This is a genomic window from Gemmatimonadales bacterium, assembly GCA_036279355.1.
Classification (GTDB): Bacteria; Gemmatimonadota; Gemmatimonadetes; order Gemmatimonadales; family GWC2-71-9; genus DASQPE01.
This window is the reverse complement of sequence record DASUJH010000033.1, coordinates 42841-59364: the sequence shown is the minus strand read 5'-3', so window position 1 is coordinate 59364 and position 16524 is coordinate 42841. Positions and strand designations below refer to the sequence as shown.

Below are 16524 nucleotides of genomic sequence, written 5' to 3'. Positions count from 1 at the left end.
GCGGCCCACCGGTCTTGAGCGGAGAGTCGGGTCTCGAACGCCGGCATCGCGGTGCCCGCGACGCCGATGGCGATGCGGCGATAGAAGTCGAGCGGCGATGCGCCGCTCAGCGCTGCGGCGTCCGTCAGGTTGGCCGGCTTGGGCTCGAGCCCGGCGGCGAGGGGGCCATCGCCGCGCCCGGCGGAGCCGTGACACCCTGCGCAGTTCTCCTGATACACCTTTGCGCCCCGCGCGAGCGACGGCGCGGTGGCCGGAACGTCGACGAGCGACACGCCGAACCGGCTCGCAAGGGCGGCAGTGAAGCGCTGGACGCGGGCGTCGAGGGAATCGGGCAGAGCGGTCGCGCCGACGAGGCCGAGCAGCGAATCGATCGAGGCGATGACGGCCTGGTTGCCGTCTGCCGGCAGAAGACCGGCGCTCCGACGGGCCTCTGAAAGGAAGAGCTTCGCCTCTTCTACTTCTGCGGGTGCCACCACCCGCCCGTTCCTGATTCCCGACCGATACTCCTGCGCGGCAAGAACGGCGGTGGACGCCACCCGCCGAACGGTCGGCGCCTGCGCCGGCCCGCCCTGCGCTTGGAGCACGGCCATAGCCGCCGCGACCACGATCCTAGCACCTGCACCGCTGAGAACCATTTCCAACCGGTTTGCATTAAGGTGCCTGAAAGTAGAGTGCGGCTATCGGATTTGGAAGAGGCGATCGAGTGCGATGCCGGCAAGGGATCGGGCAGCTACGGAAGGTGCCGCCACCACGCCTGGGCGAGTCCGCGGAGCGGACCCAGCACCGGCAGATAGCCCCCGAACACAAGCCCCAGGTAGGCGGCGACGATGAGCACGCCGGCCGTGGCGATCCAGAGCCAGCGCGTCGGCCGGCGCCAGGCGCGCACCCGCTCGACCTCCGCTGCCCAGGCGGTCTGCTCGCGATCGGCCGCCGTCTCGAGCGCGAGCCACGCCGACTCGAGCCGGCGTGCGGACGCGGTGAGCGCATCCCGCCATTCGGCCTCCGCTGCGGCGCCGCGCGCGCCGGGCGAAATCGCGGCCGGAACCGTCCTCTCCAGCGCGTCGAGGCTCTGCACGAACGCGAGTCCGCCGCTGCCCAGCCGGCCGGTCAGCGCGCGGCGATCGGCGTCGGTGAGCGCGAGCGCAAGGCGCCGCTTGCCGGGGAGCCGGGCCTCGGATGCGGCCGCGTTGAGGCGGGCCTCGATGATGCCGGCGAGACGAGCGGTCGCCGCGCGCACGGTGCGCTCCCACTCGGAGAGCCAGGCGACGCGGTTGAGCGATGCGATGGCGCCCGCGCGGTCGCCGGCAGAGGCGAAGCCGCGCGCAGCGCCGGCCAGCTCGAAGAGGCGCGTCGCCAGCTCGAGCCGCAGATCGTCGAGCCGAATCCACCGGCCGGGCGGTGGCACGGCATCGGGCGGCGCGCACAGGTGGCCGAGCGACGGACCCAGCTCGGGCACTCGCAAGCCACCACCCGGTTCGGAGGCCTCTGGGGCGACCGGCTCCGCGTTGGTTTTGTCGGCCACGGTCAGGCGAGAATCGCGTCGAGCACGCGCCCGGTGTCCGCGAGATCCTCGAACACCGCGTGCGGATGGCAGGCGGCCAGCTCGGCTGCGGTGAAGCTCCCGGTGGCGACGCCGACGGCACGCGCGCCGATATTGCCGCCGCAGGCGATGTCGGCCGGGGTGTCGCCTATGATGACGACATCGCTGCCCTCGGGTGTTCGGCCGAAGAGCGGCGCGGCGCGCTGGGCGGCGATGGCCGGCAGCTCGGGCCGGTCGGCCGCGTCCGAGCCGAAGGCGCCGATCCGGAAACGCGCGGGGTCGATGCCGGCCGCCCGCAGCTTGAGCGCGGCGCCGCGCGCGAGATTGCCGGTGAGGAGTCCGAGCACGACGCCGTCGTGGGCCTCGAGCCGGTCGAGGATGGCGGGAAAGCCGGGCATGAGCCGGGTGCCGATCGTCACTTGGAGCTCGCGCTCGAGCAGCGCGACGTAGCGCTCGCAGAGGGTCCGCACGCGGCCGGCGTTGTGCGGCGGGTGGTGCCCCGCGGCCGTCAGCAGCTCGGCGATGATCTGGGGATCGGTCTTGCCGTCGAATCTGATCCGCTCGAAGGCGGCGTGATCGCCGATCGCCTCACCGAGGGCGGCCGTGATCGCGCGGCGGCCGGCGCCGGCGGTGAGCAGGATGGTGCCGTCGATGTCGAACAGCACGAGCTTGTGGCTCATGGCGCGAATGGTACCGGCCCGCCGCTCACGGCGCGATACGGCGCACGCCGGCCAGCCGCTCGCGCAGCACCGCCGCGCGGGTGCCGGGGCCCCAGGGCTCGCGCACCACGCCGCCGCGCGCGAGCGTCGCGTGGACCAGCATGTGATCCGCCGCGGCAAAGGCGACGTGGTTGATGTGGGTGCCGGATTCGCTCCGGAAAAAGATGAGATCGCCCGGGCGGATGGCGGCCGCGTCCACCGGAGCGCCGGCCCCGATCTGCTGGGACGAGTTGCGCGGCAGCGCCACGCCGCGCGCGGCGAACGTGGTCTGCACCAGGCCGGAGCAGTCCACACCCCACGGCGTGACTCCGCCCCACTGGTACGGCGCCCCCATGAAATGCAGCGCGGCCCACTCCTCGGGCGGGAGCCGCCGCGCACCTGCCACGATCTCCGCGAGCGGGCGGACCGATCCACGAAGCACGCGGCCTTCGCGCCCGTCGGGCAGACCGACCTTCGTGTCGCCCGCGCCTCCAGCCGCTCCCAATCGCACACGCGCCCGCAGCGGCAGTCGCGCCGTGGCACCATCGGCGTCGATCTCGGCGCCCTCGCTGTACCCTGCGGCATCGGCCGCCCAGCGCGCCGCGTCGGCATCGGCCAGCTCGCGCAGGTAGCCGCGGTGAGCCCAGCCCCCGTAGCCGTCGGTGTGTCCGCGGAGGAGCCGCCAGTCGCCGCGGCTCTCGAGCACGGCGGCCGTCTCGCCCAGGACGAGCTGGCTCACCTGCTCGGCACGCACCGCGGGCTCCGCGAGGAGCGGTGCGAAAGCTGCGACGGCGACGGCGGTGGTGGTCAGGTGGTCGACTGGGCCTTGGCGGAGCACGCGGCGCAGCGGGTCACGCCGCGAAAGGTGCAGATGAGGCAGATGAACGTCCCGCAATCCGTGCAGGGGTAGCCCTCGGAGGCGCGCTCCTCGCGGTCGCAGGCGCGGCAGCGCATCGCATCGTGCTCCTTGACCTCATGCTCGCCCATGCGACCTCCTCAGGCCGAGATGCTGTACCGCTTGATCTTGTTGATGAGCGTCGCACGGGAGATACCGAGCTCGAGCGCCGCGCGGGTGCGGTTGCCGCTGTGGTGCTTGAGCGTGCGCTCGATGTGCTGCCGCTCGAGATCGTCCAGGCTGAGCGGCGTGTGGCGCCGATCGCCGATGCCGGGGCGGGCGCGGAACTCGCCGGGCAGGTGCTCCACGCTCAAGGTCTGCTGCCCCCGCCCCAGGATCATCGCGCGCTCCAGCACATTGCGCATTTCGCGCACGTTGCCGGCCCAGGCATAACCCAGGAGCCGCTCGAGCGCTTCGCTCGAGAGCACCGACGGGCTCTCGGGCAGCTCCTTGCTCAGGTCGTTCAGGATCCGGGTGATGAGCGCGAGGCGGTCTTCGCGCGAGCGCTCGCGGAGCGGCGGCAGCGTGAGCGGCATGACGCTCAGCCGGTAGTACAGGTCCTCGCGGAAGCGGGCCGCCTCGACTTCGGTCTGGAGCGTCTTGTTGGTCGCGGCGATGAGGCGCACGTCCACGGTGAGCTCGCGGGTGCCGCCGAGGCGCCGGAAAGTCTTGGTCTCGAGCACCTTGAGCAGCTTGGGCTGCAGCTCGGGCGCCAGGTCGCCGATCTCGTCCAGGAAAATCGTCCCGCGGTCGGCGATCTCGAAGAGACCCTGCTTGCGGTCCTTGGCGTCGGTGAACGCACCCTTCTCGTGCCCGAACAGCTCGGAGTCGAGGAAGGTGGCGTTGAGGCCCGCGCAGTTCACCTCCACGAACGGCGCGCGGGCCCGCGGACTCAGGTCATGGATCATTCGCGCCACCCAGCCCTTGCCGGTGCCGCTCTCGCCGTTGAGGAGCACCGTGGTCCGCTCGCTCTGCGCGAGCAGCGAAACCTGGTGCCCGAACTCCTGCATGGCCGAGGAGCTGCCGAGGGAGTCGAGGCCGTGGCCGGGGGCGCTCTGCTCCAGCAATGCCTCGTTCACCCGGCGGAGCCGAACCTTGTCGGCGACGCGCGCGGTGGCGGCGGCCAGGTGGGCCATGTCCACCGGCTTGGTGAGAAAATTCTCGGCACCGAGCTGCATGGCACGGACGGCGGTGGAGACGTCGGTGTTGCCGGTGAGCAGGATGACGGCGGCGTCGCGAAGCCGAAGGTGCTCGAGCACCTCCATGCCGTCCATGCCGGGCAGGCGGAGGTCGAGGATCACCACCTCCGGGCGCAGGCGCTCGAAGGTGGCGAGCCCGGCCTCGCCGCTCAGCTCGCGGGTGACTTCGTATCCCACCCGCTCGAAGTAGCTGCCGATGGCGCGGAGCACATCGACATCGTCGTCAATCAGGAGAACTGAATCAGCCATCGACACCACGTCCAGCCGCTCTCCCGGCTGGGAGGAAAACGATTGCGGGGATGATCCCTATGATCCGCGAGCAGTTGTGAAACTAGTACCGGCTGTCAAAAACGGGAACACCCCGGGCCGGGCCTCGGCGCCCGGCCCGACCGTGCTGATCACGCCGCGTCCGGTGCGACGACCTTGATGGCCCCAGGCACCACGGTGGCCGTGAACGGGGTCTCGCCCGCCAGCTCGCCGTCGAGCTGCACCGGTTCCGGTGCGAGCGTCTCGACCCGGATCTCGCGCCCGCGGGCGTGCCCCACGTACGCCTCGGGGCCACCGGTCGACGGCGTTTCGCGGAGGAGGTCCCAGATGGCCCGGACACTCTGGCCCACGGTGTCGGCACGCATGACGACCACGTCGAGCAATCCGTCGTCCGGCACGATGCCGGAGCGGAGCCGCACCAGCGGCGGGATGATCTCGCCGCAATTGGCGATGAGGAGCATTGCGGCGGTGGCTTCGTACTCGACGCCGTCCACCGTCACGCTGTGCGGCGTGCTGCGCACGTCCCCGATCAGCCGCAATGTCGTCGCCACGTACGCGGCCATGCCCCAGCGCCGCTTGTGATGGGACGCGGTGCCGGCCATGACCCGCGCGTCCATGCCGGCGCCGCAGCAGACGGCGAAATATTCGGTGCTGCCGGGGCGCTGCATCCGCCCGAGATCGAATGGGCGCGCGCGCCCCCGCGCGAGCACGCGGGCGGCGCGCGCCGGCGACGTGGGGATGCGAAGATTGCCGGCCAGCAAGTTGCCGGTGCCGCCGGGGATCACGCCGAGCGCCACCTCGGTCCCCACGAGCGCGGCGGCAGCCTGCATGGTGGTGCCGTCTCCACCGAACACCGCGACCACGTCCACGCCGTCGCGCACGCCCTCTTCGGCCAAGCGGCGCGCGTCGCCCGGGCCCCCCGTGGCGCACACCTCGGCGTGCCAGCCCGCCGCGCGCAGCGCCCGGCGCACCGCGTCCATCGCGAGCGGCGCGGTGCGCGCGGCGGCCGGGTTGGTGATGATGAGCGCGCGCGCCACCCTCAGAACTCCCGCTGCCAGAAGAGGTCGGCGCCGATCTGGTAGCTGTTGTTGAGCTTCGTCGCATTCCCGGGTATGCAGGAGCTGAACGTGGGCTCGAAGCTCGTCTGCGCCCGCCACGCGCGGCTGAAGTGATACTCGAGGCTCGCGCCGAAGTTGACCGTGCTCGTGGTCGTCTGCTGGCCGGAGCAGTACCCGGCGTTCAGGGTGACGAACGTCTTGGGGCCGATGCGCCACCCGAACGCAAGACGGGTGAGCGATGCGGCGCCGCCGCCCACCTGCGCCAGCCCCGGCTGAATCTCGACGTAGTCGATCGGCACGCCCAGGTCCGAGATCAACGCGCGCTCCAGCTCGCTCGACGCGGCGCTCGCGAGGTACGACTGCGCGAGACTCAGCGCCTGCTGCTGCCCGAAGGTGGCCGCCTCAGACGCCGGCACGCCGGTGACGAGATACGACAGGAGGTCGGTCTCCGAGAGCTGCCCCGCCGCGGTGCTCTCGAGCGAGAGCTGGGGTGCTCGGAGCGTGCCGGTGATGTGCGCCGTGATCGGAATCTCGTCGCCCTGCCGGCTTCGCACCGTGTGCTCCGCCGCGATATCGAGCTCGGCGTTGAGATCGGGGGTGCCGAAGTAGCGCACCGTTCCGTGGTCGACCGTGAAGTCGCGGGTGATCGGCGGAATCTTGAGCGTATAGATGCCGCGCACGGCCTCGAGCGTGCCCGCCGGGCGGTACTCGCGGCGGACCTTGTTGAGCGTGAGCTGGCCGGTGAGCTGGATGTTGGCCTCGTTGGAGCGGAGGAACACGCCGTTCCCCATGTCGAGCCGGAGGCTGTCCACCCGGAGGGAATCGAGGAAACGGTTCTCGAACCCGGTCCCGAGATTCTGCTGGCGGATGAGCGTGGTGTCGACCAGGTCGGCGATCGAGGGATCGGAGAGGTCGATCACGCTCTTGTTGACGAGGTCGGCAAAGTAGAGCACTCCCTGATCCACGGTGGCGTGCCCGGTGGCCGTGGCATTGAGCACCGGTCCCCGCAGCTCGACGTGGCCGCTCACCGTGGCCGCGAGGAAGTTCCGGATGTCCAGCATGCGGAACTGGTTGGCCTCGAGGTCGAGGTGCAGCAGCGGGCGCGAGAGGTTCTCCAGCCGGATGCCGCCCGTGATCTCGAGCGTGCCACCGCCGCTCGTCACCAGTGCGTACGGGATGAGCAGTGAGTCGCGGCGGAACTCGGCGCGCCCCAGAATGGCCGCGTAGCGGACGCCGATGCCCGGAATCGTCATCGCACCGCGGCTCACGCTGGCCGAGCCGCTCACCTGCGGATCGTCCCAGGTCCCTTGAATGGTCGCTTCGGCCACGAGCTGGCCCTGGACGTCGCGGATTCCGCTCGAGACCGCTTCGAGGATGCTCAAGTCGGCGCTGTCGGCGCGGGCCCGCACGAGCAGCGGCCCCGGCAACTGGCGCCGGGTCGCGCCGGTGAGTGCGAGGTCGAGCGGCAGCTCGCCGTTCACCTCCACGACCTCGTTGCCGGTCCGGAAGATGCCCGCGTGCGCGTGCAGGCGCCGATCGGCGTAGTCCACGATGGCGTGCGCGAAGGGCGCGTGGAAATCACCCAGGATCAGATCCTCCAGCCACGCCGTGCCCTTTACCACCGGCATTCGCGCCGTGCCGGCCAGCCGGAGCGAGGTGCCGAGCACGCCGGAGACACCCGTGGTGTCCTTCTGCAGGAGGCCATAGAGATCGCGCACGCCGACGCCGAACGCCTCGATCTCGACCGCACCGGCGCGCTCGCCGGGCACGCGGCCGCTCAGCCTGATCCGGCCCGAGCCGTCGGTCGCGTTGAGCGTCACGGGTGTTACGGCCGGCGCCGAATCGCTGAGCGTCACCGTGGCCGGCGCGGCGAGCCGCCACGCGTGCGCGGCCAGGCGCGCGGTGAGGGTGTCCACCGCCACCACCTGAATGCCGCCGCGGGTCGAGTCGCGCTTCCACCAGCGACCCTGGGCCGCGAGCGAGGACCGCACGCCGGTCCCGATGGTGACGCCGCCGGTCCACCCGAGCGAATCGGCCCAGCCCGAGACGGCGGCGGTAGCGTCGTGAAAGACACGCTGGCCCCACAGAAGCGAATCCACCCGCGCGCTTCCGGTCACGCGCGGCCGCACGCCGCCATCCCACGCCGCCGCCATGGTGGCCGCGGGCGTCCGGAACCGGCGCCACACGAGGTCCCGCCCAGCCGCCGTGCCGTTCATCGCGAGCGAATCGAGATTGCCCGAAAGGAGCACGGTGCCGCTGGCGGCGCCGCCCAGCGGTCGCGAGTCGGCCGCGGTGTCGGGGGCGAGCCCCGTGGCGCTCGCGAGGAGCGAATCGAAGATGCCGAGGCTGTCGGCGGTGAAGGCGAAATGCATGCGGCCATCGTGCGGCGGGGCCCAGCCGAGTGTGCCGCCGCCCTGCACCGTCACGGCCGCGGCGCGAAAGGCAAGCGTGTCGAGCGCGATGACGCTGTCGTGCACCGCGCCGCGTGCGGTGAGCGTGTCGAGCAGATAGTCGCTCACTCGGCTGCGGGTGAGCGCCAGCATGAACTGGCCCTCGGGCGCACGCGCCGAATCGGCGGTGCCGGTGAGCACCGCCGTGCCGTTGAGCAGCGTGGGCGGGCCGGTGTCGCGCACGGCCGCGAGGTTGAGCGAACGGAAGTTGAGCCGGAGCCCGTCCGCGCCCCAGAGCGGCGGCAGCACCGTCGCGTGGCCCACCGCTTCGATGGTGCCGATCTCGCCGCTCAGCGACGCGTTGACGGCGAGATCGGCAAGGGTGCCGTCGAGCCGGACGCGGCCGGTCACCGAGCCCCGCGCGGTGAGCGACGGAAAGGCGCGCCGGATCCCGGCGAACGAGAGCGGCTCGAGCGCCACGTCGGTGGTGAGGCCCAGCGTGTCGCCGCGGGTGTCCAGCGTGACGGTGCCCTGGAGCTCGCTCGGCGGCCGCCCGTCGTCCTGCTGGCGCGCGGTGCCGGCGAAGGTGACGTCGTGCAGCGGGCCGTCGAGCGTGCCCGAGGCCGCAAGCCGGCCGGGCAGGATCACCGCCGGCGCCAGCCGGCGCACGGTGCCCAGATCCACGTCCGATTGGCGCACGGCAAAATTGTCGAACGCGAGTCCCGCCTTGCCGCCGAGCGCCACGCGGCCCTCGCCCTCGAGATGACTCACCGGGTTGCCGGCCACCTTGGCATCGGTGAAATCCCAGTCGAGCCGCACGTTCAAAGCGTCGAGGAACCCGGAAGCTTCGAGCGAGCCCGTGACCGTGCCGTAGAACGGCAGTCCCGGCGCGAACGGGCGCACCTTGTCGACGTCGAGGTTGCGCAGGGTGACGTGCAGGTCGCGGGCGCCGATCCCGCGGCGGTGGTCGTCAACGAAGGTGAGCCCGCCGTCGATCCGCTCGTCGCCGTGCCGGAGATGAAGATCGGTGATCACGTACGCGGTGCGCGTGCCGCTCTCCGAGTGCGCGGCGACAACGGCGCTGCCGGTCATGTCCGGAAACTTGGGCGAGATCCAGCGCAGATCGGCCAGGCTCGCCTGCGGGGCGACCACCTCGAAATCGTAGAGCGCGGTGTCGCGCGGCCAGGTGACGGCCCCGCCGCCGGAAAACCGCGTGTGTGGCAGCGCGCCCCGGCTCAGGCTGAAGACGACGCTGTCGTGCGGAAAGCGCACCCGGCCCGCCGCGTCGCGCACCTCGATCTGCGGATCGCTCACGTAGGCGGCCAGCGTGTCGAGATCGAGCGCGAACGCCTGGCGGTCCGGCGTGCTGATCTGGATGCGCGGCAGGGCGGCGGTGAGCTGTGCCAGCTCGATGACGCGCCGGAGCCCTTCGGGGCTCGACTCGATCCGCCGTCCCGGCTTGGCGCGCTCCGCCGCGAGCGTGGAATCGCGCTCGCGCTGGGTGTCGACCGAGGGGGGCGGCGACCAGGGCGTTGCGAGCCGCAGCGTGCCATGCCGCACCCGCACGTCGTTGAACACGATGAGCGGTGACGTGTTCCCCTTCGTGCGGCCCAGCCCGAGCACGTCCTCGTAGTTCATGCGGCCGTTGCGGTGCTTGATGATCTGAAGCACCGGCTGGTCGACCTGCAGCCGGCTCAGGACGAACCGCCCCGCCAGCAGGTTGGGCAGTCGATAGCCCACCCGCACCTTCGGCAGCGCGGCGAGGAGCACGCCGTTGGTATCGCGCACCACGAGGTGCTCGATGGTGAGATCGTAGAGGAACGAGCCGGAGATCGAGCCCACCTCGATGCTCCCGTTCAGCGCCCGGCTCAGCTCGCTCGATACGGTGCGCGCGAGGAGATCGCGCCCGGGCGGTGTCAGCACGAGGGCGGTCGCCACGCCGAGCACCGCGGCGATGGTGCCGAGCAGGGAAACGAACAGAAAGTGCCCGAGCACCCGGCGCATCAGAACGGCTGGCCCACGGAAAATTGAAAGGTGAGCGGCAGCCCGAGAAAGCGGTTGCGGCGGTCGATCGAGTACTTGTCCTGGATCAGCGTGAGGCTGCCGTCGGTGTTCGACTGGTAGAGCGCACCCTGCGAGAGCGCGTAGCCGTTGTACGCCACGTCGAGCCGCGCCGGACCCAGCGGCGTCGCGACGCGGAGCCCGATGCCCGGCGTAATGCGGATCTGGACCGGGCTCACGTCGGTGCGCCCTCGCTCCCAGAGGCCGCCGGCATCGACGAACGCCGCCAGCCGCATGCGGGTGGGGAAGATCGGCGAGGGCACCCTGAGCTCGGCGTTGCCCACCACGAGCGTGTTGCCGCCGGTGGGCGCCACCTGCACCGAGTCCTGGCTCAGCGCGGCGACCGAGCCCGCGTTCATGAGCGTGCTGTCGCGCACCACATACACCACGGGCCCCAGCTCGTTGCGATTGAACCCGCGCACGTCGTTGGGACCGCCGGCGTAGAATCGCTGCTCCGGCGGCACGAACGAGTTGGTCTGCGAGCCCACCGCGACCGAAGGCGAAAAGATCAGCCCGCCGCGGAGCCGCCAGGTAAACGTCACGTCACGCGACACCGGCCGGTACCAGGCGATGTCGCCCAGGACGCGGGTGAACTGCTGCAGCGGCGAGGAACCGATGAGCCGAGACGCCCAGGTGGTCTCGATCGTGGCGTTGTAGCCGCGGGTCGGATTGAGCGGGCTATTGGCCCGCGGCCACGCGATGCGGCCGGTGAGCGCCGCGAGCAGCCGCCGCTGCCGGAGCTGGCTGATGATGTCCGGGGTACAGGCGTTGAAGAACGCGCAGAAGCTCGCCGGCGTCGCCTCGGTGCGGCCGTAGGAGAGGGTGTACACCAGCGATACCGGCAGCCGCCGCCGCGTGCTCACGCGGGTGAGGTCGAGGCTCGCGCCCACGTCCTCCCGCAGATACACCTTGAACTCCGACCGCCGCTCCGCAAAGAGCGAGAGCGAGAGCGTGTTGTAGGGCGAGAGGAAGGCGGGATGGCGCACGGTGGCGGTCAGATTGTAGTTGACCTTGGACGAGCCGACGGTGTCGTCGCGCGCGGCGGTGCACAGGTTGTCGCGCAGCCCGAAATCCACCGGCCGCCCTACCCCGATGCGCGATGCCTGCCCCGACAACTCGAAGACGCGCCCGGCGCCGAGAAAGTCGCGCGCGGTCCACGACGCGGTGGTGCGGAAGCACTCCTGCGTGGCGTACCCCACGCCCGCGCCAATCCGGTAGGGTGGGCTCTCGCCCACCTGCACCAGGACGGGAACGGAATCGTCCCCCGGCGTCCAGCGGGACGAGTCCACGGTCACGGTGGCGGCGCGGACCAGATCGCTCTTGTACAGGTTGCGCTGGCTCGCGAGCAGCGCATCCTCAGAGTACGGGCGACCCTCGCGCGCCGTCAGGAGATCGCGCACCACGTCCGGATCGAGCCGCTGGGTGCCTTCGATGCGTGCCGCGCCGAAGACGGCGCGGTCGCCGGGCCGCACGTCGAAGCTCACCGTGGCGGTGTACGTCTCGCGGTTGCTCTCGAATCCCGGAAAGACACGGGCAGTGGGGCGGCCCCGGTTCCGGAGCCGCTGGCCGATCGTGTCCGCGCTCAACTGCATGAGGTAGCGGTTGAAGGGGTCGCCCTCGCGAAGCGGCAGGTCCCCCACCGCTGCGTGCCGGAGGCGCTCGGAGACGGTGTCGAGGCCGGTCACCGCGATCGAGGTGACCAGGATGGGGCGGCCCTCGGTGATCTTGAAGGTGATGTAGACGTTCTCGGGATCGCGCCGCACCAGGGTATCCACCTGAACGTCGGGATAGCCGCTGCGCTTGTAGAGCACCTCGAGCCGCAGCACGTCGCGCCGGAACTCCTGCTCGTCGAAGTATCGCTTGGCGCCGAGCCCGATCCAGCGGAAGAGCGGAAAACGCGCGAACCAGCTCGAGTTGGTCGTGCCGATTGCCGCAGCGAGTGTGGCGCTGCCGATCGCATGGTTGCCCTCGAAATCGAGCTGGCGGACTACGCGCGGCGCCTGGGCGGCCGAAGGCAGCTCGGCGGGCTGCTGCGCCGGGGCGGCGCTCGGCATCAAGAGAAGCGTGCCTGCGACGAACGCACCCGCCGCCAGCATCGAAGGCGGATGGATCACCGGTCGGGACGAGGAGGGTGACTCGGAATGCGGCACTCCGTCGGAGGGAGACCGGCGCGTCGCGCCCGCGCCGGCAATTGACCTTGTGACCTAAGCTCGGTAGTTTGACCGCCTTACACCCCCGTGTCAACGCCGCGGCCCCGCCCTCTCGGGCCCGCTCTCGGCCCATTCCGCGCTGCATGCGACGATCTCTCGCTCGACGACTGTCGGTTCTGCTCCTTGCCCTCTCCGCCTGCACCGGCGAGTCGGCCGGCGGTCCCGGGACGCTCAACTACTACTTCTCTCAGGACCCCCGCTCGCTCGATCCCGCCCTCTCGACCGACGTGCCCACCGGTGAGCTGGCCGCGCTCCTGTTCGACAATCTGACTCAGTTCGATCCCGATGGCCGGCTCGTGCCCGGCCTCGCGCGCACCTGGGAGGCGGACTCGACCGGCCGGACTTACACCTTTCACCTGCGGCGGGACGCGGCATTCCAGGACGGGCGGCGGATCGGCGCCCGTGAAGTCCGCGCGTCGTTCGAGCGCGCGCTCACCCCGAATGCCGCCGGCGGCCGGCCCCTGCCGCTGCTCCCGATCGAGGGCGCGAGCGCCTTTGCGGCGCACAAGATCGACTCGGTGCCGGGCATCCGCGCGCTCGACGACTCCACGCTGGTGCTCACACTCGAGGAGCCGCTCAACTTTTTTCCCGAGCTGCTGGCGATGCCGGTCGCGGCCATCGTCCCGACGCCGGTGCCCCAGGATTTCGACCAGCACCCGACCGGCAGCGGACCGTGGCGCTTCGTCTCCTGGTCGCACGACGACCGGATCATCCTCGCGAAAAATCCGCACTGGTGGGGCGGTGCGCCGCTGATGGACACGCTGCAGATCCGCATCGTTCCCGAGCCGCTCACCTGGGCCGCCGAATACGAGTCGGACCGGCTCAGCGTGGCCGAAATTCCGGTGGGCGAGACCCGGCGCTGGGAGGAGCAGCACGCGGCCGAGCTGCAACGGCGGCCGGCGCTCCGCGACATGTATATCGCGCTCAACACGACCCGCGGGCCGCTGCGCGATGCGAGGGTGCGGCGCGCGCTCAACCAGGCGGTCGACGTGCAGGCGGTGCTCGCCACCGTCATGGCGGGGCGCGGCGTGCGCGCGGCCGGCGCGATCCCGCCCGGCATCGTGGGCTACGATTCGACCCGCGCGCCGTACACGTACGATCCCGCCGCCGCCCGGAAGCTTCTCGCGGAGGCGGGATATCCCAACGGCTTCAGCGTGAAGCTCTGGCGAACGCCGCGGGCCGAGTACGCCCGCGTGGCGCAGGCGGTGCAGCAGGGGCTCGGCCGGATCGGGGTCAATGTCGAGATCGTCGAGCGCGACGCCGCGAGCGCCCGCGCTGCCGCCCGCCATGGCGACGCCGACCTCTTCCTCACCGACTGGTACGCCGACTATCCCGACCCCGAGAACTTCACCTATCCCCTTTTTCACTCTCGCAACCGCGGGATCGGCGGTAACTACGCCTTCTACTCCGACTCGGCGCTCGACAGCCTGATCCTGGAGTCGCGCGCCACGGGTGATTCGGCGAAGAAAGCGGCGCTCGCCCGCGAGATCGACGCCCGCGTATTCGCGGCGGCGCCCTGGATCTTCCTCTGGTTTCCGGTCGATCTCTGGGCCGTGCGCCCCGATATCGAGGGCTGGCGCATCCCGGCCATCTACACGGGGCAGCGGTGGACCGAGGTGCGGCGCGTGACGGCGCCGGCCGTCGCTACTCGCCCCACGCGGCGCCCGCCGTAATGCGCTACCTCGCATTCAGGCTCGTGCAGCTCGTGCCGACGCTCTTCGGCGTGCTGGTGGTCACCTTCGTGCTGCTGTACGTGGCACCCGGCGATCCGGTGCAGGCCATGGTGGGCGAGCGCGCTGATGCCGAAACTATCGCCCGCCTCCGCGCCGAGCTGCACCTCGACGATCCGGTGCCGCTCCAGTTCGTGCACTACGTGGGCGGCGTGGTCCGCGGCGACCTCGGCACCTCGTACATCACCCGGCGCCCGATTCTGGGCGATCTCATCGAGCGGTTCCCCGCGACCCTCCGGCTCGCGGGCGCTGCGATGCTCTTCGCCGTACTCGCCGGCGTCTCGATCGGCATCTGGAGCGCGTGGCACCCCGGCGGGTGGGCCGACCGGCTCACCGCCCTCGGCGCCTATCTCGGCATTTCGTTTCCGGTGTACTGGGTGGGACTCCTGCTCATCCTGGTGTTCGCGGTGAACCTCCGCTGGTTCCCCCCGTCGGGGTACGGCGGCATCATCTATCTCGTCCTGCCCGCGCTCACCCTCGGGATGCGCTCGGTTGCATTTCTCTCGCGCATGACGCGCGCGGCCATGCAGGAGGTGCTCCAGAGCGACTTCGTGCGAACCGCCCGCGCGAAAGGACTGGGCGAGATCGCAATCGTGCTGGGCCACGGCTTCCGCAACGCGTTGCTCCCGGTCCTCACCGTGCTGGGCCTGGACTTCGGCAGCTATCTCACCGGCTCGATCCTGACGGAGACGATCTTCTCGTGGCCGGGCGTCGGCCGCTACGTGCTCACGGCGATCGAGAAGAGGGATTTGCCGGCGGTGCAAGGAAGCATCCTGTTCTTGAGTCTGGTGTTTGTCCTGGTGAATCTGGCGGCAGACGTGCTGTACGCCACGGCTGATCCGAGAGTGGAGTATGACTGAAGGGGGTCAGGTGGGCGGTAGGGGCGGTAGCGTTTGGCGGACGGGCGGTCAGGCGGTCAGGAGCAGCGCTCGCCGAGTCCTTACCGCCTTTACCGCCCTTTCCGCCGCTACCGCCTACCTTGCTGCCACGCCCGCCAACGCGCAGGCCACGTCTGCCCCTGCGCGCAGCGACCTCACTCGCGCGCTCGACAGGCGCCTGGACTCCTCACCTTTCAACCGAGTCCTGTGGGGTGTGGCCGTGGTCGACGAGACCGGGCACCTCCTTTACAACCGAAACGCCGATCGCCTCTTCGTGCCCGCAAGCGGGCTCAAGCTTGTGGTAAGCAGCGTCGCGGCGGCGCTCTTGCCGCCCACCTGGACGGTGCGCACGAGCCTCTACGCCACAGGGCCGCTCGCGGGCGGCGTGCTGCAGGGCGACCTCATTCTCTACGGCCGGGGCGATCCGACCTTCAGTCACCGCTGTTACGGGCTCGACACGCTGCGCGCGGGGGCATGCGACGTCGACCCGGAGGCGCCGCTCCGCCATCTCGCCGATACGTTGCGCGCGCATGGCGTCCGCACCATCGCCGGCAACCTCGTGGGCGACGGGAGCTGGTTCGAGCCGCTGCTCGTCCACCCGGCGTGGGACAGCTACGATCTCAACTGGTGGTATGCCGCCCCGGTCTCGGGGCTCGGTGTCAACGACAACAGCGTCGACATCGAGTGGGCGCCGGGGGCGGTGGTGGGCGGGCCGTCGCGGATCGCGTACGGGCCGCCCTGGTCCGGCATCACACTCGGCAACCGCAGCGTCACCGTGGCGGGCGCCACCGGCACCACGATCGATTTCTTCCGGGAGCCCGGCACACTCCACGTTTACGCACAGGGCCAGGTGGCCGAGGCGGCGGCGGGCCGCGTCGAGCACTTTGCCCTGCCCGACCCCAACCTCTATACGGCGCGCGCGCTCCGTTCGGCACTCGCCGACGCGGGCATTGCGGTGCTTGGCTGCACGCGCTCGACCACGGACTCCACCACCTACGCCGCCGCGCGCGGCACGCCGCCGCTCGCGGAGGTCGTGTCGCGGCCGCTCGCCGACTGGATCTTTCCGATCCTCAACAGCAGCCAGAACTGGTTCGCGGAGATGCTGGTGAAGCAACTGGGCCGGCAGTTCGGCCACAGCGGGTCATGGGACGCGGGGATCGCGGTCGAGCGGCGGTTCCTGATCGATTCGGTGGGCGTCGATTCGACGCAGTTCGACCTGGTGGACGGTTCGGGGCTCGCGGAATCGAACCTCATCTCGCCGCTCGCGTTCACACGCCTTCTCCGCTACATGCGGCACCATCCGCGCTACGGCACCATCGCCGCGGCGCTGCCGCGCGCCGGAAGCCGCGGCTCGCTCCGGGCCCGCTTTGCCGGCACGCCCGCGGCCGGCCACGTGGTGGCGAAGACCGGCAGCATCGCGCGGGTGAGCACGCTCTCGGGTTACCTGGAGCTGCCGGACGGACATACGATCACCTTCTCGGTGATGGCGAACCACTACGCGCTGCCGGATGCACTGGTGCTGGCGCAGATCGATGCGGCGGTGGTGGACGTTGCGCGCACGCTGGGCGGCCGCGCTCAAGCAGGCCGCCGCTGACGGC

General features: G+C 70.9%; 12 protein-coding genes. 3 read left to right on the top strand and 9 right to left on the bottom strand.

Going from position 1 to position 16524, the window contains the following annotated elements:
- The 9 genes from VFW66_09070 to VFW66_09030 all read right to left on the bottom strand — a co-directional run.
- The coding region (locus tag VFW66_09070) for a cytochrome c (protein HEX5386836.1) at positions 1-590 on the bottom strand (590 nt) is incomplete at its 3' end.
- 140 nt (positions 591-730) lie between these two features.
- Positions 731-1456 carry a hypothetical protein gene (locus VFW66_09065; GenBank protein ID HEX5386835.1) on the bottom strand — a complete coding sequence of 242 codons (726 nt, stop codon included), beginning with the start codon at positions 1454-1456 and terminating at the stop codon, positions 731-733.
- A 68-nt stretch (positions 1457-1524) separates the two neighbouring features.
- A complete protein-coding gene (locus VFW66_09060; GenBank protein ID HEX5386834.1) occupies positions 1525-2220 on the bottom strand; it encodes an HAD hydrolase-like protein in 696 nt (231 codons plus the stop codon).
- Between the two features lie 25 nt (positions 2221-2245).
- Positions 2246-3076: a C40 family peptidase gene (locus tag VFW66_09055; protein ID HEX5386833.1), complete on the bottom strand. Its 831-nt coding sequence runs from the start codon at positions 3074-3076 to the stop codon at positions 2246-2248.
- Positions 3046-3225 (bottom strand): hypothetical protein, encoded by a 180-nt coding sequence (locus VFW66_09050; protein ID HEX5386832.1) that lies wholly within the window; start codon positions 3223-3225, stop codon positions 3046-3048. The genes VFW66_09055 and VFW66_09050 overlap by 31 nt, the downstream gene beginning before the upstream one ends.
- A gap of 9 nt (positions 3226-3234) precedes the next feature.
- Positions 3235-4581 (bottom strand): sigma-54 dependent transcriptional regulator, encoded by a 1347-nt coding sequence (locus VFW66_09045; GenBank protein ID HEX5386831.1) that lies wholly within the window; start codon positions 4579-4581, stop codon positions 3235-3237.
- 149 nt (positions 4582-4730) lie between these two features.
- Positions 4731-5636 (bottom strand): diacylglycerol kinase family protein, encoded by a 906-nt coding sequence (locus tag VFW66_09040; protein HEX5386830.1) that lies wholly within the window; start codon positions 5634-5636, stop codon positions 4731-4733.
- A 2-nt stretch (positions 5637-5638) separates the two neighbouring features.
- The gene (locus VFW66_09035; GenBank protein HEX5386829.1) at positions 5639-10051 is read right to left on the bottom strand and encodes a translocation/assembly module TamB domain-containing protein; all 4413 of its coding nucleotides are present in this window, start codon (positions 10049-10051) and stop codon (positions 5639-5641) included.
- Entirely contained in the window at positions 10051-12222 is a 2172-nt protein-coding gene (locus tag VFW66_09030; GenBank protein HEX5386828.1) for a BamA/TamA family outer membrane protein, read from the bottom strand. Before VFW66_09030 ends, VFW66_09035 begins: the two co-directional genes overlap by 1 nt.
- Before the next feature lie 179 nt (positions 12223-12401).
- Between VFW66_09030 and VFW66_09025 the strand changes: the two genes are divergently transcribed.
- Genes VFW66_09025 through dacB form a run of 3 tightly spaced genes read left to right on the top strand, consistent with a single transcriptional unit; the run spans position 12402 to position 16520 of the window.
- Complete coding sequence (locus tag VFW66_09025; protein ID HEX5386827.1) at positions 12402-13991, top strand: ABC transporter substrate-binding protein; 1590 nt, start codon at positions 12402-12404, stop codon at positions 13989-13991.
- Complete coding sequence (locus tag VFW66_09020) at positions 13991-14908, top strand: ABC transporter permease (protein ID HEX5386826.1); 918 nt, start codon at positions 13991-13993, stop codon at positions 14906-14908. The genes VFW66_09025 and VFW66_09020 overlap by 1 nt, the downstream gene beginning before the upstream one ends.
- Complete coding sequence (gene dacB, locus VFW66_09015) at positions 14901-16520, top strand: D-alanyl-D-alanine carboxypeptidase/D-alanyl-D-alanine-endopeptidase (GenBank protein ID HEX5386825.1); 1620 nt, start codon at positions 14901-14903, stop codon at positions 16518-16520. The genes VFW66_09020 and dacB overlap by 8 nt, the downstream gene beginning before the upstream one ends.
- The last annotated feature ends 4 nt before the right edge of the window (positions 16521-16524 follow it).